The sequence below is a fragment of the Ruegeria sp. CH10 genome (assembly GCF_056537125.1).
The window spans coordinates 302661-324253 of record NZ_JBQFQY010000004.1 but is presented as its reverse complement, the minus strand read 5'-3'; the positions used below and the strand labels follow the sequence as shown (position 1 = coordinate 324253).

Here is a 21593-nt window from a genome sequence, read left to right as displayed (position 1 = left end):
CTCAGCCCGAGGGCAGCACATCATCGCTGCCCACCCGCATCGAGTTCTTGGCACGCCGGTCACTGATCGGCGTGACCCCAAACGTTTCCCGGTAGTGGCGCATGAATGCACCGGGGGTGGCGTAGCCGACCATATAGGCGACCTCGGCAATCGGGTCATTGGTATACAAAACCAGTTGCCGCGCCTGATTCATCCGCATCCGACGGTAATAGGTCAGCGGGCTTTGCCCTGTCGCCTTTTTGAAGCTGCGCTCCAGCGACCGTGCGGAGAGGCCAACGGCATCGGCGACTTCGCTGATCTGTATCGGGTTCTCGATATGCTCGGCAAAGTGCTGAATGGCGCGGGCCACCTGTTTCGGCAGCAGGTCCTGGCTTTGCGCGGTCGAGATTGCGGGCACTTTCTGCGCCATTGTACCGCTGCGGATAAAGGGGTGCTGGAACCAGCAGGCAACCTCGGCCATGATGTCGCCGCCAAGGCGGTTTTCGATCAGCGTCAGCATGTGATCAAACACGGCTGACGCCCCGGAAATGGTGGTAAAAGCGCCCTCTTCGCAGATCACGGTGCCATGGATCGGAATGTCGGGGAACTCGGCCTGAAAAGCAGCCTCGTAGCACCAATGCACCGACAATGGGTTGTCGCCGGTCAGACGGCTGCGGGCCAAGGGAAAAACGCCACCGCTGATGGCGCCGACGCGCGTGTTCGCCCGGATCAGCCGCTGCAGGGCGGCGTTGGCCTTGGACGGGCTGTCAAACACGCTGTTCGGGCTTGCGGCAAACAACAGATGGTCCAGCGCCTTTACATCAGACAACACAATATCCGGTGAAAATGACACCCCCGCCGAAGACTGCACGGGCGCGCCTTTTTCCGCGATCACGGTCCACGAAAACGCATCCTGCCCCGAGATTTCATTCGCGGCACGCAGAGGTTCAATGCACGACGTCAGGCACGCCATCGGGAACCCCGGAAAGATCAGGATGCCCAGCGTGATCCTATCTGTGTTTTCCGTCATGTCCGATGCTCTTTGGTCATCTCGGCAACCGTTTCAAGGATGTCATGTTCCAGTTTGCGCGCCGCCGGAGACAGGGCAGAATCAGCTTTGCGCAACAGATGGATTTCGCGTTTTACCGTTTTATCCGCCAGCGGTCGGAAGACCAAGTCGGTCTGCCCCGAAGAATTTGCGGCCATTTCCGGCAAGATCGTCACGCCGAGACCAGCCCGGACCATTCCCAAAATCGACGTCAGGTTGTGGGCGGAAAAGCGGGACCTGGCGTGCAGGTCCCGTGCCTCGGCGCCGGTAATATTCTCGGACAGGCTGTTTGCAATCAGCCGCTCGTGCCTCAGCGCGTCCCAACTGATCGGATCCTGACTTTGCGCCAAAGGATGGTCTGGTGCGACTAGCACTCCGAACCAGTCGGTCAGCAAAAGTTGGCTTTGCAACCCCGAGCCGTTTGCGCCGGCGGTTGCGATGCCGATGTCGATCCGGCCGCGGGACAGTTCGTGCAGGACGGATTTGGAATCCATGTCGCGCAAGTCGACCCGAACGCCGTCATAAGCGTTTATGCTTCTTGCAAAAACCCGCGGTATGATCATCCCGGCCACAGAAGGAACCGTGGCGATCCGAACATGGCCAAGCGTGGCGTCGGCGTAGTTTTCGATGGCGCGGACCGTATTGTCGAAATGCTGCAATTCTTGCTCTGATTGTGCGAACACAAACTCGCCCAACGCGGTCAGTTTGTTTTTCCGATCCGTTTCAAACAGCGGCTCGCCCAGATGGGTCTCAAGCTGTTTGAGCATCATCGAAACAGCGGATGGGGTGCGTTTCAGGGTGTCGGCGGCATCCGTCAGATTTCCGCTGCGTGCAACAGCGACAAAGCCGCGAAGCATTTCGATTTTGAGAGCCATGTGAGGTGTTTCAGTTTTGTTGAAGTATCATTCAATAAATTTAGTTTGATTGATGTATGCAAAAGAGTCCATATCCAATCGACTAATTCCTGATGAGGCGACACCGTTATGGCTGACATTCAAAAAAACCTGATCGCTGGCGAATGGCTGGCTGGCGAAGGCGAAGTAGAGAACCGCAACCCGTCGGATCTGAGCGATCTGGTCGGCGTCTTTGCGCAAGCCAGCGTGGATCAGCTTGAGGCAACTCTGGATCAGGCGCGCGTGGCGCAAGCCGAATGGGCTGCCTATGGGCTGGAGCGCAAGCAAACCGTTCTGAACGCTATCGGCAACGAATTGATGGCCCGCGCCGAAGAACTGGGCACGCTGCTGAGCCGCGAAGAGGGCAAGCCGCTGGCCGAAGGCAAGGGCGAAGTCTACCGCGCCGGTCAGTTCTTTACCTATTACGCCGCCGAATGCCTGCGTCAGATCGGTGAGAACGCCGATTCCGTGCGCCCCGACATCGAAGTAGATGTACGCCGTGAGGCCGTTGGCGTTGTCGCCATCATCAGCCCGTGGAACTTCCCCACCGCGACCGCATCGTGGAAGATTGCGCCGGCGCTGTGCTATGGCAACGCGGTGGTCTGGAAACCTGCCAACATCACTCCGGCTTCGGCTGTAGCCCTGACCGAGATCATCAACCGTCAGGACATTCCCAAGGGTCTGTTCAGCCTGGTCATGGGCTCGGGCCGGTCGATCGGTCAGCGTCTGGTCGAAAGCCCCAAGGTTAATGCCATTTCCTTCACCGGGTCGGTTCCGGTGGGCAAGGGCATTGCCGCCGCTGCCATTCAGAACCTGACCAAGGTTCAGATGGAAATGGGGTCGAAGAACGCTCTTGCCGTCATGGACGATGCCGATCTGGATCTGGCGGTGACGCTGGCCCTTGGTGGTGCGTTTGGTGGCACCGGTCAGAAATGCACCGCCTCGTCGCGTCTGGTTGTCCACGCGGGCATCCACGATGCCTTCGTAGAAAAGCTGGTCGCCGGTGCGCAGGCGATGAAAGTGGGCCACGCGCTGGAAGCAGGCGTTCAGATGGGCCCCGTCGTCAGCCAGCAGCAGCTGGACGAAAACCTGGCCTATGTCGGTATCGGCAAGTCCGAGGGCGCGGAACTGGCCTGTGGCGGTGCGCGTCTGGAGATGCCGCACGAAGGTTTCTACATGTCGCCGGGCGTGTTCCTGAACACCACCAACGACATGCGCATCAACCGCGAAGAAATGTTCGCGCCGCTGACCAGCGTCATCAAGGTTGGCAGCTATGACGAGGCGCTGAGCGTCGTCAACGACACCAACTTTGGTCTGACCTCGGGCATCGTCACCAAGTCGCTGGCCCGTGCCACCCATTTCCGCCGCAACGCCCGCACCGGTGTTGTCACCGTGAACCTGCCCACCGCAGGCACCGACTATCACGTACCCTTCGGTGGTCGCGGCGACAGCTCGTATGGCCCGCGTGAGCAGGGCAAGGCTGCGGCCGAGTTCTACACCACGGTCAAAACCGCCTATATCAGCGCCGGTCCTGTCTGATGCTGATCGATTGTCTTCAGTATGTGAACTGGTCGGAAAAGGTTTTCCGCCAGTTGCGCGAGGGGGGCGTGGACGCGATCCACGTCACCATCGCCTATCACGAGAACTTTCGTGAAACGGTTCTGAACTTTGAAAAGTGGAACCGCTGGTTCGAGCAATACCCGGACCTGATCATGAAAGGCCGCTGGGCCAGCGACATCGACGTGGCCCGCAAGACGGGCCGTACAGCGGTGTTCTTCGGGTTCCAGAACCCCAGCCCTATGGAAGATGACATCGGCCTAATCGAGATTCTGCACGATCTGGGCGCGCGGTTCATGCAGCTGACCTATAACAACCAGTCGCTGCTGGCCACGGGCTGCTATGAGGCCGAAGATACCGGCATCACCCGCATGGGCAAGCAGGTCATCAAGGAAATGAACCGCGTGGGTTTGGTGGTGGACATGAGCCATTCGGCGGACCGCTCGACCATCGAGGCGGCTGAGCTTTCCGAACGCCCCATCGCCATCACCCATGCCAACCCGCATGAATGGTCGCCCGCCCTGCGCAACAAACGCGAAGAGGTGATCCGCGCGGTGACGGAAAATGGCGGCATGCTGGGCTTCTCGGTCTATCCGCATCACCTGAAAGACAAGTCCGACTGCACGTTGGAAAGCTTTTGCGAGATGATCGCGCGCTCGGCGGATAAATACGGTGCACAGCATCTGGGGATCGGCACCGACCTGTGTCAGGACCAGCCCGACAGCATCGTGGAATGGATGCGCGTGGGCCGTTGGACGAAAGAAATCGACTATGGCGAAGGCTCGGCCTCGGCCCCCGGTTTCCCGCCCATGCCAGGCTGGTTCAACGACAACCGCGATTTCGGAAACATCGAAGCAGGACTGCGCGCCACAGGCATGAACGACGACGAAGTCGCCGGGATCATGGGTGGCAACTGGTACCGTTTCTTTGACGAGAACTTCAAACCGCTCGCCTGATGCAGGTCAGCCAATCAACGAAGCCATGGCCGCAACTCAAAACAAGCTGGCCTGACTACTTTTAACGGAGGAAAGATGTCTGAGGCATCTTTGAACACTGCCCCCGTACAGGAAAGCCGCGTGAACAAGCCGCTTTTCCTGATCTCGGGTGGATTTATCGCGCTGTTCTGCATCGCGGCACTGGTTAATCTTGACGCACTGTCAGGTGCGGTGGATTGGGGTTTCACCATCGCAGCCACCTATTTCGGCCTGTACTGGCAGGTGCTGTTGCTGGCCACGTTCCTGATCGGTCTGCTGCTGTGCATTCTGCCCGGCGGTCGGGCGATCATGGGCGGTCTCGCCGCGCCTGAATTCACCACCTTCCAGTGGGGATCGATGGTCATGTGCACGCTGCTGGCCGGCGGCGGCGTCTTCTGGGCGGCAGGTGAACCGATTGCCCATTTCCTGTACCCCGCGCCGCTTTACGGTGGTGAAGGTGCAACTGCCGAGGCCGTCAACCCGGCCATTGCACAGGCGTTTATGCACTGGGGTTTCCTGGCTTGGGCCATTCTGGGATCGCTGACCACGGTCATGCTGATGTATTATCACTATGAAAAAGGTCTGCCGCTGGCCCCGCGCACGCTGCTGTACCCGGTCTTTGGGGACAAGGCGATCAACGGCCCCATCGGTCTGATTGCCGACGCGTCCTCGATCATCGCTGTGGTTGCGGGCACGGTTGGACCGATTGGCTTCTTGGGACTGCAGGTCAGCTATGGCCTGGCCGATCTGTTCGGTTTCTCGGATACGTTTGCCCTGCAGGCGACCGTGATCGCGGGACTGGCCGCGATCTACACGATCTCGGCGATGACTGGTCTGTCGCGCGGTATTCAGGTTCTGTCCAAGGTCAACGTGATCCTGGCGGCGTTCCTGTTGCTGTTCGTTCTGATCGCGGGTCCGACCGGGTTCATCTTTGGCTCGTTCTTCTCGGGCTTTGGTACTTATGTGGGCAACTTCTTCCAGATGGCTCTATACCGTGGTGAGGCCGGTCTGTTCGGCGAACCCGGCTGGCTGGGCTGGTGGACCGTGTTCTTCTGGGGCTGGTTCATGGGCTATGGCCCGCTGATGGCAATGTTCATCGCGCGGGTGTCGCGGGGCCGGTCGATCCGCTCGATCATCATCATGCTGTCGATCATTGCGCCGATTGTAACCAACTTCTGGTTCACCATCATCGGTGGCACCGGCATTGCGATGGAACTTGAAAACCCCGGCACCATTGCTGCCGCGTTCGAAGGGTTCAACCTGCCTGCCGCTCTGCTGGCCATCACCAACAACCTGCCGATGGGCTTTGTGATCTCGATCCTGTTCCTGATCCTGACCACGATTTTTGTGGCTACCACCGGCGACTCGATGAGCTATGTCATCTCTGCGACCATGAGCAACGAGAACAATCCGCCCGCCGCGCTGCGCGTATTCTGGGGCATCGCGATGGGCATCATGGCCATTATCCTGATCTCGGTCGGATCGGGCGGTGTGTCCAAGCTGCAAAGCTTTATCGTGGTGACCGCTGTTCCGGTGTCGCTGATCTTGCTACCGTCGCTTTGGGATGCGCTGCGCATCACGCTGGCGAAAGGCAAGGAAAGCTGAAAACGCTAGGTTGGGCCGGCTTGTCCGGCCCGACAACTTCCCTGAAGATTTCAGGAGACCAGTGATTAACCGACCTGAGGAGGCATACTCGAATGACTGACGTTTCCCGACGCGACCCGAACACCGTCATGCGCCTTGCGCGTCTCGGCTCAATGCATCAGTCGCGCCTTTCGTTCATGCGTATTCTGACGCGGCGATTGGCCCGGGAAAACTGGCGGTTTGAGCAAACCGCGTTCGAGATTGATGCCAATGGCGTCGGCCATGCCGTCTATACCGCACATGGGCCCGAGCGGTCCTATTCCCTGATCGCCTATGCCCATGATCTGCCGCCCGAGAAACGCTCGGACCGGGTGATCGCCGAGGCCTGGGATGCCACATTCACCCTGTTCGATGGCGTGCCATCCGCAGATGACATCGAACGCCTGTCGCATAACATCCCCGTTCAGGAAGCCGGTCGCGTCACAGGAAGCGAGCTGTCCGTGTCGCGCGCCAACCGCTCGGTGCGGCTGTGGGAACATGTGGTCAGCGAGTTGGCCGAGGGCCGCCAGCCCTCGACCGAGAAAATTGACGACGTAGGCTATCTGATGCGCACCACCGCCGTTTACGGGTCGGGTAAACTGGGCGCTGCTGACCGGGAAATGATCGCCGACCGTCCCGAATTCCGCGCCCCGTTCCAGGTTGAGATGCTGTCGGTCTACCTGACGCGCTGGTTCGTGACCGACCTGGTCCAGTACATGGCCAATGCGCGCGCTGCCCAGAATGGAACGCAGGCCGCCCAGCTGGATGGCGCGATTGCGCGGTCCATGGGAATTGGCAACTCAACAGGTTTGGGCATGGCGCCGTTTCTGTTGAACCATCCCGTGCTGTTCAACAACTGGATGGCTGCCCGCGAAGGCGCCATTCAGGTGGTGCGCGGTGTGCAAAACGCCAGCGAGGCTGAGATCGCGCTGTTCCGGGATGTGCTGTCGCGGAACATGCAGATTGTCGGGACATGGCATTCCGAGCATCCGATCCAGATCGAAAAACTGGCCGCCCTGCGCGCTGATATCGCCAAGATCACCGACTATCTTAAGACCGCTGATCTGACAGCGGACGCCCCCTGGGATGCGCTGTATTGCTGGGCCGAACAGACCCTGAGCCTGGAAGGGCAGGAGTGGATTGCCTCGTTGATGCTAGAGCCTTACGGGGCGCTGGTTGACGAGTTTGCCGAGGGCATGGCGGCAGACAACACCGCCACATTCCGCATCGCGGGCGCGATGAAGATCGGCGATCTGCGCTCATTGATGAAGGATATCTACGGCTGGGCCATTGAGACAGATTGGGCCGCTCCGGCCAGCAAGGCCCGCGCCTGGTATGTATCCGAAGAAAAGCTTGAGCCGCGTCTGGGCGAACGGTTCGAAGAACCTATCGAGGAATACGAGCAACCTCTGGCCCCGGGCCGGGATGCTGCATTGCTCTATCAGGCGCTGGCCCATTGGTCGGATGATGCGCAGGTCGCGGATTTCCTGCTGCGTCACCCCGAACATCGCCATGTTCTGCGCCGGGTGCAGATCGTAGGCCGCGCGCCTTATGCGGAAATTCGGGATAACACGATTTCCGACCGGGTGCTGCCCATCGACATGCTGCGGTGCAAGCTGTCGTTCTTTGGCGCGACCAAATTTGATCCCCGCTCGGACCGCTGGGTGCGCATTTGCATGTACGGAAACGCGCCCCTGCCGCATGAGCTGACATCCGAGAATGCTGACTACTGGGTTTTCCCAGAAATTGAAGAGGCCGCTGCATGAGCCACTCGCTGAATGAAATCGAAGCCATGAGCAAACGCGCCGCGCGTGGCGCGGGCCTGTCCTGGGGGCTGGCGGAAGAGGCCGCCAAGGGGACGCGCTGGCTGTCTGCTTTCGGGTTTTCGGGTGCGGGCCTGTTGGCCGATCTTCTTGAGATGAATGATCGTATCCCGTCGATTGACGTGTCGCCTGTCTCGCTCAGCGCTGAAATCTGGCATGCGCCGACGCGCCGGATGAGCCCGCTGATCGCGGGCGCGTCCCTTAGCGATTGCGCCGTGCGTTTGATGGATCGCGGATCGATCACCATGGAAAATGTCAGCCTGCCGTTGTTGGCTGTGCCATTCATGGGGGGTGCCGCGTTGCGTCTGGGCGTGCCGGTTGCCGCCGAATGGCAAGGAGCGCGCCTTGCAACGGATGGGCGTCAGATTTGCGTGCAGGCCACGCCCGAGGCGCTTGAGGCGCGTCATGCGGACAAGATGGTTTTCAGCGCGCCTGCCAGCATGACGGGCCGCCGCGAAGCTGTGCTGCGCGCCGAGGTTTCGGATGAAAACTGGCAACGGCTCAGCGCCTTTGCACACCGCACATTCGCGCCCGCGACCGAGGAAAGCCGCCTGCGCGGTGCAGGCGCGGGTCTGAGCGATAACGACTGAAACACCGCCCCCTGATCGGGGCAACAACATCTACGAACGGGAACGAACTATGACCGCCACCGAAACCCTGTCTCTGTCCGAAATTGAAGACCTCGCCTTCCGCGCGCTCGTCAAAGCCGGAACATCGGAAGAAAATGCACGCCCCCTGGCGGTTGCCACGGCGATGACCGAGGCGGATGGCGTGGCGTCGCACGGTCTGGCCTATATCCCGATCTACGCGCAGCATGTGGAATGCGGCAAGGTGGACGGGGCTGCAAAACCTGTTGTCGAACAGCCGCGCCCTGCGGTGGTTACCGTGGATGCCGCCACCGGTTTTGCCCACAGCGCAATTGATCTGGGTTTTGAAAAACTGATCCCGCTGGCGCGCGAACAGGGTGTTGCGGTTCTGGCCATCAACAACTCGTATAACTGTGGTGTTTTGGGCGTGCATACACAGCGTCTGGCGCAGGCAGGTCTGCTGGGGATCGGGTTCACCAACGCCCCGGCCTCGATTGCGCCGTCGGGCGGCGCAAAGCCCGTTGTCGGCACCAACCCGTTCTCGATCTCGGCTCCCGACGCGGATGGCAATGCCGCACTGCTGATCGATCAATCCGCCAGCACAATCGCAAAAAGCGAAGTGATGAAACATGCCCGCGAAGGTCAGCCTGTGCCAGAAGGCTGGGTGCTGGACGCTGATGGGCAGCCCACCACCGACCCCGAAGCGGGTCTGAAAGGGTCGATGGTCCCATCAGGCGGCTACAAAGGCGTTGGCATCGCCCTGACTGTTGAGCTGATGGCCGCTGCCATGACCGGCGCGACCCTTGGCGCGGTGGCCAGCCCGTTCTCGGGCACCGCAGGTGGCCCGCCGAAAACCGGGCAGTTCTTTATCGCTGTTGACCCGCAAGCAACCTCAGGCGGGGCGTTTCAGGGCAAGCTGGCTGAATTGATTGCGTCTTTCCGCGATCAGGACGGCGCGCGCCTGCCCGGTGACGGGCGGTTGAACAAGCGCACACGCGCCGCCACCGAAGGCGTCGCCGTCAACGCGGCGTTGCTGGAAAAGGTGCGGGCGCTTTTGTGATCCAGTCGGCACCCCGTCCAACCTGACAATCGGGTCGGACTAGGTACTAAAAAATGCTCTAAGGCCCGTCCCAGTGATGGGCCTTTTCATGTCCGGGCTTTTTCAAAGGCGCTCCACGCTGCTTCAAAGGCGGCAAAATCAAAGCCTTCGGCGCGGGCGGGGTCCAGCACCAGTTTTTCGGTGTCCAGCAATTTGTGAATGGCCTCAGCCAGTTTGGAGATGTCGCCCTTAGGGATCACCAGCGCGCCGTGGCGGTCCGCGTGGATCAGATCGCCATCTTCGACGCGCATACCAAAGACCGTCACAGGTGTTCCAATTTCACGTACATGGACAAAGGCGTGGCTGGGCCCGACCGAACCTGCAATGACCGGAAAGCCATCGGGCAGATCGCCCAGATCGCGCATGACGCCATTGGTCAGGGCACCGGACAGGCCAAACCCCTTGTGCACGGTTGTGTTGATCTCACCCCAATAGGCGCCAACGGCGTTTTCACCGTCCAGGTCTTCGACTACGGCAATGCCGGGGCGGGGGCCTTCGGCCATGTGGCGGTAATAGTCCATCCGGCGGGCCTTGATGACATCCGCCGGTTCTGACGGCGGCGCGACGGCGGCGATTTTCGCAGTCCTTGCATAGCCGACAATGGCACCGGCGTCTGGGTCGCTGCACAGAACCGTGCCTCGGGTGAACTGATCAAACCCGCGCCCGCCCTGCGCGACCTCAATTGCGTTGCAGACGGTCGGTGTATCCACCGATTTCAGCAGGGTCAGCAATTCATCTTTCATCATCAACGTCCTTTAACCAGCGACCAAGCGCGGTGGTGGTTTCATCGGGTTTCTCAAGCGTCGGCAGGTGGCCCGCGCCCTCGATAATGACCAGTTCCGACTGTGGCAGAAGGTCGTGCATCAGCTCGTGCCGTGAGACCGGGCACAGCTTATCCTCGCGCCCACACAGCACCAGCGCGGGTTTGTGATACCCGCGCAAAGTGGCGCTTTGATCCGGTCGATCCCGCAATGCAGCAGACTGATCGCAAAACACGTCGGGCCCAAGGGACAGGGCCATCGTCATGCACAGGTCCAGAATTTCAGCCCGGTTTTCGCCCGCGCTCAGATAGTTCGGCTTCATCTCGTCGCGCATCACGCGTTCCAACTGCCCCACGCGGGCCTTTTCCATCTGAGGTGCGCGGCGGGCCTGGATTTCAGGCAATTCCCCTAGGGGATTGGTGTCCAGCAAGGCCAGGCCGGCAACCCGATCCGGGGCTTGCCGGACCATCTCCATCGCGACGATGCCGCCCATGGACAGCCCGCCCAGGGCAAACCGGTCCGGCGCGGAACGAAGGATCTGGCTGGCCAGACCTTCCATCGTGTTCTGACCTGACAGCGTGGGTACGGATACAGTTCGGTCGGGCGCAAAGGCGTGAACCTGAGGGGCGAACAGCCGGGCATCGCACATCATCCCCGGCAGCAGCAGCAGGGGGGTCATCTACGCCTCCGGCAGGGAGGCCGCACCTTCGGACAAAGCGGCCAGTTTGGCATAGGCAATCGACGGGTCGACCGCGCCAAAACCCGCAAACGTCCCAAAGCCGCAATCGCTGCCCGCGATCACCCGGTCGGTGCCGACAATATCGGTGAACCGGGCAATGCGTTGCGCCACCAGCTCGGGGTGCTCAACGAAGTTGGTCGTTGTATCGACCACACCGGGGACCAGTACCTTGTCGTCGGGAATATCCGCCTTGCGATCACGGAAAACGGTCCATTCATGACCATGCCGGGGGTTCGAGGTTTCGAACAGGACATAGCGCGACTTGGTGGCCATCAGCGTGTCGAACATCTTGGACATGGGAATATCGCACAGATGCGGACCTTCGTAATTGCCCCAGCAGATATGCACGCGCACTTTTTCGGCTGGTACATCCGACAAGGCATGGTTCATCGCGTCCACATGCATTTGCGCGATCTTGAGGAATTCCTCATCCGACATGTCGGTGAACAGCATATGGCGCGACAGGGCCAGATCGGGGCAGTCCAGCTGCAGGTCCAGACCCGCCGCGACGATGGTTTCGTATTCTTCTTTCATCGCATCCGCGAGGGCGGCCAGATAAGCCTCACGCGATTTGTAATGGTCGTTTTGCAGGAACAGCGACACCACACCGGGGCTGGCGGCATTCATGAAGCCGCGCTCAATCCCATGTTCGGCCATCGCCGCCTTGAGGTTGGCAATGTCCTTCTGCAGCTCATCCTGCCCTTTGGAGCGGACCTCTCCGGTGCACATCGGGCGGGCATATTGGGGCGTGCCGCCAGCATCGGCCAGACGTTGCAGAAAACTGGGGAACATCTTGAGATCTGCGGGTGCGTTGCGGGGGCTATCGCCGGAAAACCCGGTGTAGCGATCCTTGACATAGGTCGCGTAGCTGATCTTTGACGTCTCACCATCCGAGACGATGTCGATCCCCGCGTCCTTTTGCTGTTTCACCGTCTGTGAAACCGCTGCCGTCATGCAGGCATCAAAGGCGGCAGGGTTGTAAGGCTCGTCACGTTCGCGGGCAAAGATGAAATCCACCACCTCTTGCGTGCGGGGCAGGCTGCCCACATGGGTCGTCAGAACGCGGGTCATCTTTGTCTCCTTGATCTTGGTCGTCAGGGTGATCGCGGCGCTTTGGCCTGCGACCACCTGTTGGTTTAGGCGCCGGTCCAGGTCGCGCCTGCCGGATCGTCGGTGGCAGTGATCCGGTAAAGGCCCGCTTGGCCGGTCATCGACGGCGTCACGCTATAACGTTCGCCGGGCAGAACCAGCGCCGTGTCACCGCTGGACAGGGTGACAACCACATCGTTGATGCCAATGCGCCAATGGCCGCTGGCGGGCATCAGAACCACCGGTTTGGTGGCTTCGACCGGCACCTCAACGCCAGAGCCGCGGGTCAGGAAATCAACTTCGAACCCCGGCTTGTCCCTGATCAGTCCGTTTTCACCAATCACCACCGCGGGTTTGCTCGCGGCCAGCGCCATCAGGTCCCAGTAGCGGGCGACATATTTGCCAACGACGTCTTCGACCGGAACCTCGGGATAGGCTTTCAGTTGGTCTTCGGTCAGCAGAGGCATGGGCTGCACGTTATGGGGCAGCTTTTCGCCCTTTTTGCTGTCGTAGAGCACGCCGTTATTGCCCAGCATCAGACCATGCGCTTGCGCGTCTTCGATGACCTGCGGGGCCCATGTCACGCCGCCGCCGGCGTCATCGCCACCCAGGATCGACATGATCATACCGTAATCCTGACCCACGTTTTCAAAGCCCCGGAAGATGCCGGTGGGGATGTTGAAAATATCGCCTTCTTCAGCGATGAACTCTCCGGCTGTGCCATAACGACCCCAGAAGAACCGCCAGCGGCCCTTGGCGACAAAGAACACCTCGGCCGTGGTGTGGCTGTGCAGCGAATTGCGGCATTTCGGAGGTTGGCCAGCCGCGCCGATGTTAAAGCCGATCTTGTCGGTGATGTGGACGTGCTGATCGGGGCTTTCCGACACACCGCCGCCGACGATGGTAAAGTTTTCCTTCTGGTCCGACCCCGGCGTATGGGCGTCGATAAAGGCGGTTTTGCAGGGCTGAAGCTCGCCATAGCGGACGATGCGTTGTTCAATAGTGCTCATGGTCTTTTTCTCCTTGAAAGGGGTTGGTTTGACGAAATCAAACCAACCCCCCGGGAGGGCGGTTGTTCAGCCGACGCGCCCGCAGGCTGGCGCGATGCGCATGAAAGCGCCGCGTCGCCTGACTGGTATCCAGATATGAGACCCGGTGCGTCACTCAGACAGTCCCGGTTTGCAGCAGGATTTGTTTCCAGATCGCCACTTCGTCATACAGGCTGAATTCGCGGCGCAGGCCCCAAGGGCCGAACTCGGCGTGAGACATGCCCATCACATGCACCTTGGCCCCGGTCGGGCGGCCAAAGGCGCCCCAGCCGTCATGGGTGCCGTCCAGCGACCAGCGCACCGAGGCGCGCGGTGACATCATCCCGCCATCCATGCCGATCTGGTGGTGGGTTTTGAACTCGGCATTCGGAAAGGACGAGCGCAGGCCGACCCAGAACCGGCTGACCGCTTCGCGCCCAATGGCCTGTTGCGCGCCCGCATATTCCCCGATTACGGCCCGGTCGTAATCGGCCAGAATATGGTTGAAGTCCTTGTTCATGATGCGCGTCAGCGTCTCGGCATAGCGTACGCCCCATTCGTTATCGTTTCCGGTGCCGTGATAACCGCCATCCACGTCGATCTCGGGGGTAAAGGGGCGCGCGGCTTTGTCCGGCCCGCCTTCGGCTGCGATCAGATCGCGGGTGTAATCCTGGGGCTCCAGCCCCAGTTGCCGCACCAGCCCGCCATAGTCGCGCACCAGCCACTCGTCATAGATCGTCTCGCCTTTGGCCGCGCAATCGGCGATGACGCGCACCACCCATTTCTTGCCGCTGGCCTTACCAAACTGCCCATCCTGAAGATGCGTCGCGGTGGTCAGCAGACGGTGCGAGGACAGATGGCCATGTTCGTCCGAGTAGGACCAGATCACATCCTCGCCGTAAAGCTGGCGGTCGGGAAATTCGTGACAGGTGGCCATGGTCGCGGCAATCACACCCTGATTGCCATGGCTGACCCCCATCGGTGTGCGCACCGGAATGTCAGGCGCGTAATAACGGTTCAGCGTCTCGGTGCCGCGATCTTCCCAAATCTCTTTGGTGATGCCCAGGATGTAATCCGGAAAGTCTTTCCATTTGTTCGCATAGGTCATGAGTTGAAGCCTTGTGGTTTTCGGGCCGAACCCCGGATTTTAAGCGGACCGGGGATCTGAATGCGTTGCGAGGCCGCGCCGTTTTCGATCCGCGCCAGCAAGACGTCGACGGTGGCATTGACCATCTTGTTGATCGGCTGCCGGATCGTCGTCAGGTCATAGGCGGGCCAGGCCGACATGGGCACGTCGTCATAGCCCACGATGCTGACATCGTTCGGAACGGAAAGCCCCAGTTCGAATCTAAGCGTATCCATGACCGCAAAGGCCATGTGATCGTTCCCGACAAAGATCGCATCCGGTCGGTCTGAACCGCCACACATCGCGCGCGCAATGGCCGAGGCTTTTTCCTGATTGTAAGCGCCGTCTTCGATGGCAAAGGGCTCAAGCCCGTGATCCTTGAGGCCCTGCACAAAGCCGCGCATGCGATCCAACCCGGTCGAGGATTCCTGCCAACCCGATATATGCGCGATTTTCCTGTGATTACCGCCTGCCAGAAAATGGGCGACCGTCTGCCCACCCTGCAGGTTGTCGGACGTGACCTGGGCCAGGCTTCCAGTCTCTTGCCCGCGGTTGAACATCACCACCGGTATGCCGGCATCATCGCAGCGTTTGGCAATGTCATTGGACATGTCGACCGAGGCAGTAATGATCCCGTCCACCTGATAGGACATCAGTTCATCGACAATATCGGCCACGTTGTCATCGTTCTTGGCCATGAACAGAAGGATGTGATACCCGCGCTCTTTCAGAACACGGTCCAGATACTCCAGCGCCATGGGGTAGAACTGATTTTCCAGATAGGCAACGACCAGACCAATTACCCGGCTTTTGCCAGATACCATCGCACGGGCCAATGTGTTGGGGCGATAGCCAAGCTCTTCGGCGGCCTTGGTGACCTTGCGCCGGGTCGCCGCCGAGGCCGAGGCACCGGGCGTGAATACCCGGCTGACCGCAGATTGGCTGACACCCGCAAGGCGGGCCACGTCGAAGGATGTCACCTTATCCGCCATCAGTCTGCCGTCCATCCACCATCGACCAGCAGCGCCGTGCCGGTCACCAGGCTTGACGCGTCCGAGGCCAGATAGACCGCAGCACCGGTGATGTCGTCCAGTTCGCCGACCCGGCCCAGCTTGATCTTGTCTTCGATCCAGGCGCGGCGTTCGGGGATGGCCAGCGTCTGTTCGCCCAGAGGGGTGCGAATGAAGGTGGGGGCCAGCGTGTTGACGCGGATGCCATGCGGCCCCCATTCGATCGCCATCGATTTGGTGAAGCCTTCGACCGCGTGTTTGGTGCCGCAATAGACCGCGCGGTCGATACCGCCGACCTGTCCCATCTGGCTGGTGATGTTGATCAGGCTGCCGGGTTTGTCAGCTGCAATCAGCCCACGTGCCACCGCGCGCGTCAGAAAGTAGGCACCTTTGAAGTTCAGGCCGTTCACCGCGTCAAAATCCGCCTCGGTGGTGTCCAGAGCCGGGGTGTGACGGGCTAGCCCCGCCGAATTGATCAGGATGCCAAAGGGCCCGTTTGCGTCGACCGCAGCCTCGGTCGCAGTTACGTCTTGCACGTCCAAAGATAGCGCCTCAGCCGCCCAGCCCTTTGCGGCAAACGCGTCCGCGATTTCGGCCAGCTTGTCTGCCCGGCGCGCGGCCAGTGTCACATGCGCCCCATGGCTGGCAAGAGCTACCGCGCAGGCAAGCCCTATCCCCGAGGACGCCCCGGCCACCAGCGCGCGTTTGCCATCAAGACGGAACGAAGGGGCAGGGGGCAGGTCCATCAGACATCTCCTACGGGAAAGGGCACACGGCCCGGCACGCGGGCCTTATTGAACTCGCGCAGGCGGGCGAAAACGTCAACGCCCAGCTGTGCATAGGCATCCAGAAGATCGACCAGAACCCAGTTTTCACGGATTTTCCCACCCTCCAGCCGCCAGAAATCCAGACTGCGCATGGTGATCCGTTTTCCTGATGGCGCGATGCCCATCCACCCATCATGCGTTACGGTCTGGATCATGTTGGGCCAGCCGGTGACGGCGGCATAGTCCCCGTCGCTGAAGAAGTGATAGGTGATGTCATCCACATATTGCCCACGATCCGGCATGCCCGACAGAAATGGAATCTGGTGCCAATTGCGAAACCCGGCAATGCCGCGCCCGGTGCCGATGCCGGCTGGACCATACCAGTTCATACGCGGATGCCAGAAGCGTTCCATCTCCATCACTTCGGGGCCGCCCTGACTGGGATGCTTCTTTAGATACTCAAGCATTTCAACGATATGGTCGCAGGATGCCTGAGAGTTGGCCTCGTCCCGTTGGCCTGCGACAATTCCATCCTGCGACGCTGGACCCGGAACGCAGAATTCCAGCCCAAGGGATGGGGCCATGGGCCATGCGCCCGCCTGCATCATCACTTCGGGAATGTCCCAAAGGGTCTGAACCTCGACCACTTCGCCTGCCCGAATGCGGTAGAATTCATGAAACCGCATATGAGTCAAATGTCCGGTAGGCGGAATGTCCAGCCAGGGGGCGACGAACGTGCCAAAATAGTGCCCGCCACAACCGATCCAATCGTCTCCGTGCTCGGTTCTCCCACCAATTACGATCCAATCCCGCCGCTCAAGGTCCGGCATGGCATTCAGCAACGGCGCGTAGCAGGTGTCGTACAAGTTCTGCGGGCCCGTCAAATCACCGAAAGGATAAGGCATGTGAATGACTGCATCTGCAGAAATCGCGCCGTTCAACGCGGCCTGAACACGGACACTGTCAAAGTCGTACATCGCCGCCCGAAGCGGTGCCATCAGCGCCTTGTTCGCTGAATGCACGTCGCTCATTCAGCGGCCTCACGGTAAGGGGCAGGTTCGCCGTAGGGAACGTTGATTCCACCATAGCGGCGCACACGCACATTGCATTGCTCGGCATGGCCCACAAAGCCTTCCAGCATGCACAGGCGCGAGCCGTACTCACCGATCAGCGTTGCTGCTTCATCGGTCAGAACCTTCTGATAGCTGTGTGTTTTCAGGTATTTCCCAACCCACAGACCGCCCGTATAGCGCCCCGCCTTTTTGGTTGGCAGGGTGTGGTTTGTGCCAATCACCTTGTCCCCGTTCGACACATTGGTGCGCGGGCCAAGGAACAGTGCGCCGTAGCAGGTCATATTCTCAAGGAACCAGTCATCGCGGTCGGTCATCACCTGCACATGTTCCGAGGCAATGTCATCGGCCACCTGCAACATCTCATTATAGGTGTCGCAAACAATCACCTCACCATATTCATCCCATGACACTTTCGCCGTGCCCGCAGTGGGCAGGATACCCAGCAAGCGGTCAACCTCAGCCAGGGTTTCTTCGGCCAGCTTTCGCGAATTGGTCAGCAGCACGCAGGGGCTGTTATAGCCATGTTCGGCCTGACCCAGCAGGTCGGTGGCGCACAGCTCGGCGTCGGCGGCTGTTTCATCGGCGATCACCATCGTCTCTGTCGGGCCAGCAAACAGATCAATGCCGACGCGACCAAACAGCTGACGCTTGGCCTCAGCCACAAACGCGTTGCCGGGGCCGACCAGCATGTGGACGGGATCAATGGTCTCGGTCCCCAGCGCCATGGCGCCAATGGCCTGAATGCCGCCCATAACGTAAATCTCATGCGCGCCGCCCAGATGCATGGCCGCAATCACGGCAGGGTTGGGCTTGCCATTGAAAGGCGGCGTACAGGCGATGATACGCGGCACACCCGCAACGCTGGCCGTGGCCACCGACATATGGGCCGAGGCCACCATCGGGAACTTGCCGCCGGGGACGTAGCAGCCCACCGATTGCACCGGGATGTTCTTATGGCCCAGGATCACGCCGGGCAGGGTCTCAACCTCGATATCCAGCATCGAATCGCGCTGTGCCTGCGCAAAGTTGCGCACTTGTTCCTGCGCGAACTTGATGTCTGCCAGTTCACGCTCGGTCAGCTGGGCCATCAGATCGTCAATCTGATCCTGCGACAGACGGAATGAGGCGGGCGAGTAATTGTCGAACTTTTCGCTCAACTCACGCACGGCGGCATCGCCGTGGGTTTCGATGTCTTTCAGGGTGGCTTCCACCACAGCGCGGGTCTTGGCGTCGTCCTCGGCCCGGTCCGCGTCAGATTTACCGCGTTTCAGATACTCAATTGCCATTGTTTCAACCCTCAGTTTGCAGGACGGGGCGGTGTCTTTTCCCCCCGGTCATAGGCTTCCCAGCCTTCGCCATTGAACAGATCGACGCCCAGCTGTGCGGCGACATGGGCGAAATCCACATTCACCCAGTTGTCGACAATCTTGCCATCGACCACTTTCCAGAAATCCATGTAGCGAATTTCGACCCGTTTGCCGGTGGGCGCGATCCCCAGAAATTCGCCGGAATGTGTTGCCTCTTGTCGACCGAACGCAGCGGCCCATTCGCCCATGTAAAGCCGCGCCTCATCAATGCAGGTCTTGTCCGAGAACGCGGCCTGAAATGGGCGTTGCCAGTTGTCCTGAAACTCTTGCAGCCCGGTTTTGGTGCCGCAGCCCTGATTGCCAATCCAGCGAAACCCTTGGCTGAAAAACTCACCAATATCGTCAATGCGGTGGTCGTTCAGACCATCCACCATGGTTTCGATCACGCGGCGCGTGTCTTCGGTTTTGCTCAGGTCCGTGTCACGGGTCAGAACAGCTTGCTCGGGGCGGGAACCTTTCATGCGGCGTCCTCTGAAATCAACTGACCGGCGCGGTGACCAATCATCATGGATGGGGCATTGGTGTTGGCGCTGGTGATGCTGGGCATGATCGAGGCATCGGCAACCCAAAGCCCGTCAACACCCCGGAAGCGCAGGCGCTCGTTTACGGGCGCATCCGAGTCTGTACCCATACGCAGCGTTCCGACAGGATGATATGCCGTCGCCGCCCGATCCTGAATATAGGCGCGTGCTTCGTCCTCGGATTGAACGGCGGGGCCGGGGAAAGCCTCTGGCGCGGCATGTGGGGACAGATCGGCGTTCGCCATGATGTCGCGCAGGCGCAGCCAGCCGCGGGTCAGGCGATCCAGATCGTCGGGGTCATTGAACAGACCAAAGTCGATCGCCAGCCCTTCGCGCGTCATGCTCAGACGGCCGCGCGACTTTGGGCGACACACCACGGCATCGGCAAAATAACCCGAGCCCATGGTGTAGCGCCGCCCCTTCCAATCCATGTAGAACGGAATGAAATGGCTTTGAATATCGGGCCGGTTGCCTTGCCCGGTGCTGTCGAAAAACAACCCGCCTTCACAGGTGGATGAGGCCAGAATGCCGCGCCCCGTGGTCAGCCAGTTCACGGGCCCCGACAGCCATTTCCAGGCGTCATTGATATTCAGACCATAACCTGAATTGGGGCCCGAATAGTGGATACCACAGCCGGGATGATCGTGCAGGTTCTCTCCGACACCAGCGACATCGCGCACGACGTCATAGCCCGCGCGCCGCAGATCATCCGCCGGACCAATCCCGGACCGCATCAGAATTTCGGGCGATCCAATCGCGCCTGCCGACAGAACAATGCCCTTGCGCGCGGTCAAAAGCGTGCCGTCAGTCAGTTCGACCTTTTTGGCGGGGTCGCCATCCAGCAGGATGCGTTGAACGTTGCTTTTTTGCCGGACATGCCCGCCTTTTGACAGGGCAGGGCGCAGGAACGCATCAGCGGCGGACCACCGGCGCCCGTTATGCATGTTGAACCGGCAGGGTCCGCTGCTTTCACGCTCGGGCGTCACCTCGGCGTCGGGGTCATTGTCGAACACATACCCCAGCGATCGGGTCAGCGGGTGAGGCGTGTCCATCCGCGCCGGTGCAATTTTCGCCTCAATACCTTCAAAGGCGGGGCCGACCTGATCCCAACCCCAACCGGGCACATTCCAATCATCGAAATCCGAACGGCAGCCACGATACCAGACCATCGAATTGATCGAGCCTGACCCCCCGATCATCTTGCCACGCGGTACAGCCAGAGATCGCCCGTTGATCCCCTGCATGCCGACCGTCTTGTAACGCCAGTCGCGGGTTTTGCTGCCCATCATCCAGATCAGGCCAAACGGCATGCGGACAAGGGGCCATTTGTCGGATGGTCCGGCTTCCAGAACAAGAACGCTGCCGACCTTGGCGTCAATCAGGCCAGCCGCGACCGCGCATCCGGCCGATCCTGCGCCGATCACGATAAAATCGTATTCCAATCTGGTGGACATGGTGTGTCAGTCCAATCGCTCGCCGGTATTTGCATCAAACAGGTGGCACACGTCGGCGGGAATATTGACCGCCGTCTGGTCGCCGATCTCGGCTCGGTATTCCTTGCCCGCCCGCACAGAGGCCAGAGTGCCACCCAGTTTCATGGTCGCGATTGTCGCGTCGCCCAGCAATTCCAGAGAATAAAGCGGTGCTGACGATGTGCCATTGGGATCCAGCGTGGCATCTTCCGCGCGGAACCCAAGGGTGATCTTGCCCGTGTGCTGCGTCGGAAGACCGCTGATCGAGGTGTTCTGCCCGGTAAAGGTGCCGTTTGAAATCTCGCCTTCCAGCAGGTTCATGGCGGGGCTGCCGATGAAGCTGGCCACGAAGGTATTGGCGGGTCTGTCGTAGATATCGGTCGGGGTGCCAACCTGCTGAACCACGCCCTTGCTCATGACCACAACGCGGTCGGCCAAGGTCATCGCCTCGATCTGGTCATGGGTCACGTAAATCGTGGTGACCTGCAATTCGTGGCTGAGGTTCTTGATCTGGTGCCGGGTCGACACGCGCAGCTTGGCGTCGAGGTTGGACAGGGGTTCGTCCATCAGAAACACGTTCGGCTCGCGCACAATCGCACGGGCCAGCGCCACGCGCTGACGTTGGCCGCCCGACAGCTCAGCAGGGCGGCGATGCAGGAAATCGGTCAGCTCGACCATTTCCGCCGCCCGACGCACCCGCGCATCTTGGTTTGTGGGGTCGATTTTGCGCACCTTCAGCGGAAAGCGGATGTTTTCATAGACATCAAGGTTTGGGTAAAGCGCATAGCTTTGAAACACCATCGCGACATCGCGGTCTTTGGGGTCAAGGTCGTTGACGACGCGGCCATCAATGGTGATTTCACCCTCGGTGACATCCTCAAGCCCGGCAATCATGCGCATCGTGGTGGTCTTGCCGCAGCCGGAAGGCCCGAGGAGGACCAGAAACTCTTTATCCGCGATCGTCAGGTCAAAGTTTTGCACCCCGACGAACGATCCCCAGCGCTTGGAGATGTTTTTCAGCTGAATCTCGGCCATCTCGGTCTCACCATTTGCATGC

At 60.3% G+C, this 21593-nt stretch carries 20 protein-coding genes; 6 read left to right on the top strand and 14 right to left on the bottom strand.

The annotated features are described in order from the left end of the window. Nucleotide 1 precedes the first annotated feature (1 nt). Nucleotides 2-1009, bottom strand: coding sequence for a GlxA family transcriptional regulator (locus ACRZ94_RS14380; protein ID WP_480797629.1), 1008 nt, complete (start codon nt 1007-1009; stop codon nt 2-4). After that, nucleotides 1006-1902 (bottom strand): LysR family transcriptional regulator, encoded by an 897-nt coding sequence (locus tag ACRZ94_RS14375; RefSeq protein WP_480797628.1) that lies wholly within the window; start codon nt 1900-1902, stop codon nt 1006-1008. The genes ACRZ94_RS14380 and ACRZ94_RS14375 overlap by 4 nt, the downstream gene beginning before the upstream one ends. 108 nt (nt 1903-2010) lie before the next feature. On the opposite strand from ACRZ94_RS14375, the gene ACRZ94_RS14370 reads away from it, so the two are divergent. From ACRZ94_RS14370 to ACRZ94_RS14345, 6 genes are all read left to right on the top strand, one after another. Next, the gene (locus ACRZ94_RS14370) at nt 2011-3459 is read left to right on the top strand and encodes an aldehyde dehydrogenase family protein (RefSeq protein ID WP_480797627.1); all 1449 of its coding nucleotides are present in this window, start codon (nt 2011-2013) and stop codon (nt 3457-3459) included. Continuing rightward, on the top strand, nt 3459-4433 hold the full coding sequence (locus tag ACRZ94_RS14365) for a membrane dipeptidase (protein WP_480654476.1): 975 nt from the start codon (nt 3459-3461) through the stop codon (nt 4431-4433). Before ACRZ94_RS14370 ends, ACRZ94_RS14365 begins: the two co-directional genes overlap by 1 nt. 75 nt (nt 4434-4508) lie before the next feature. Next, entirely contained in the window at nt 4509-6056 is a 1548-nt protein-coding gene (locus tag ACRZ94_RS14360; protein WP_480797626.1) for a BCCT family transporter, read from the top strand. A gap of 92 nt (nt 6057-6148) precedes the next feature. Further along, entirely contained in the window at nt 6149-7840 is a 1692-nt protein-coding gene (locus tag ACRZ94_RS14355) for a hypothetical protein (RefSeq protein WP_480797625.1), read from the top strand. Next, nucleotides 7837-8487, top strand: coding sequence for a DUF3726 domain-containing protein (locus ACRZ94_RS14350; RefSeq protein WP_480797624.1), 651 nt, complete (start codon nt 7837-7839; stop codon nt 8485-8487). Before ACRZ94_RS14355 ends, ACRZ94_RS14350 begins: the two co-directional genes overlap by 4 nt. A 49-nt stretch (nt 8488-8536) precedes the next feature. Further along, complete coding sequence (locus ACRZ94_RS14345; RefSeq protein WP_480654469.1) at nt 8537-9544, top strand: Ldh family oxidoreductase; 1008 nt, start codon at nt 8537-8539, stop codon at nt 9542-9544. Nucleotides 9545-9630: 86 nt separating this feature from the next. On the opposite strand, the gene ACRZ94_RS14340 is transcribed toward ACRZ94_RS14345, so the two are convergent. The 12 genes from ACRZ94_RS14340 to ACRZ94_RS14285 form a co-directional block, all read right to left on the bottom strand. After that, nucleotides 9631-10326 carry an RraA family protein gene (locus ACRZ94_RS14340; RefSeq protein WP_480797623.1) on the bottom strand — a complete coding sequence of 232 codons (696 nt, stop codon included), beginning with the start codon at nt 10324-10326 and terminating at the stop codon, nt 9631-9633. Beyond that, nucleotides 10316-11023, bottom strand: a complete 708-nt coding sequence (locus ACRZ94_RS14335; protein WP_480797622.1) for an alpha/beta fold hydrolase — start codon at nt 11021-11023, stop codon at nt 10316-10318. The genes ACRZ94_RS14340 and ACRZ94_RS14335 overlap by 11 nt, the downstream gene beginning before the upstream one ends. Further along, nucleotides 11024-12154: a cobalamin-independent methionine synthase II family protein gene (locus tag ACRZ94_RS14330; protein ID WP_480797621.1), complete on the bottom strand. Its 1131-nt coding sequence runs from the start codon at nt 12152-12154 to the stop codon at nt 11024-11026. It abuts the gene before it with no gap. Nucleotides 12155-12219: 65 nt separating this feature from the next. After that, nucleotides 12220-13182, bottom strand: coding sequence for a cupin domain-containing protein (locus ACRZ94_RS14325; protein WP_480797620.1), 963 nt, complete (start codon nt 13180-13182; stop codon nt 12220-12222). A gap of 154 nt (nt 13183-13336) precedes the next feature. Then, nucleotides 13337-14308, bottom strand: coding sequence for a nuclear transport factor 2 family protein (locus ACRZ94_RS14320; protein ID WP_480797619.1), 972 nt, complete (start codon nt 14306-14308; stop codon nt 13337-13339). Further along, entirely contained in the window at nt 14305-15333 is a 1029-nt protein-coding gene (locus ACRZ94_RS14315) for a LacI family DNA-binding transcriptional regulator (RefSeq protein WP_480797618.1), read from the bottom strand. The genes ACRZ94_RS14320 and ACRZ94_RS14315 overlap by 4 nt, the downstream gene beginning before the upstream one ends. After that, the gene (locus ACRZ94_RS14310; protein WP_480654457.1) at nt 15318-16082 is read right to left on the bottom strand and encodes an SDR family NAD(P)-dependent oxidoreductase; all 765 of its coding nucleotides are present in this window, start codon (nt 16080-16082) and stop codon (nt 15318-15320) included. The genes ACRZ94_RS14315 and ACRZ94_RS14310 overlap by 16 nt, the downstream gene beginning before the upstream one ends. After that, on the bottom strand, nt 16082-17134 hold the full coding sequence (locus ACRZ94_RS14305) for an ester cyclase (RefSeq protein WP_480654455.1): 1053 nt from the start codon (nt 17132-17134) through the stop codon (nt 16082-16084). Before ACRZ94_RS14305 ends, ACRZ94_RS14310 begins: the two co-directional genes overlap by 1 nt. Further along, the gene (hisD, locus tag ACRZ94_RS14300; RefSeq protein ID WP_480654453.1) at nt 17131-18462 is read right to left on the bottom strand and encodes a histidinol dehydrogenase; all 1332 of its coding nucleotides are present in this window, start codon (nt 18460-18462) and stop codon (nt 17131-17133) included. Before hisD ends, ACRZ94_RS14305 begins: the two co-directional genes overlap by 4 nt. A gap of 11 nt (nt 18463-18473) precedes the next feature. Continuing rightward, a complete protein-coding gene (locus ACRZ94_RS14295) occupies nt 18474-19004 on the bottom strand; it encodes an ester cyclase (RefSeq protein ID WP_480654451.1) in 531 nt (176 codons plus the stop codon). Continuing rightward, nucleotides 19001-20518, bottom strand: coding sequence for a GMC family oxidoreductase (locus ACRZ94_RS14290; protein ID WP_480654450.1), 1518 nt, complete (start codon nt 20516-20518; stop codon nt 19001-19003). The genes ACRZ94_RS14295 and ACRZ94_RS14290 overlap by 4 nt, the downstream gene beginning before the upstream one ends. Before the next feature lie 6 nt (nt 20519-20524). Further along, nucleotides 20525-21571, bottom strand: a complete 1047-nt coding sequence (locus ACRZ94_RS14285) for an ABC transporter ATP-binding protein (RefSeq protein WP_480797696.1) — start codon at nt 21569-21571, stop codon at nt 20525-20527. Nucleotides 21572-21593 lie beyond the last annotated feature (22 nt).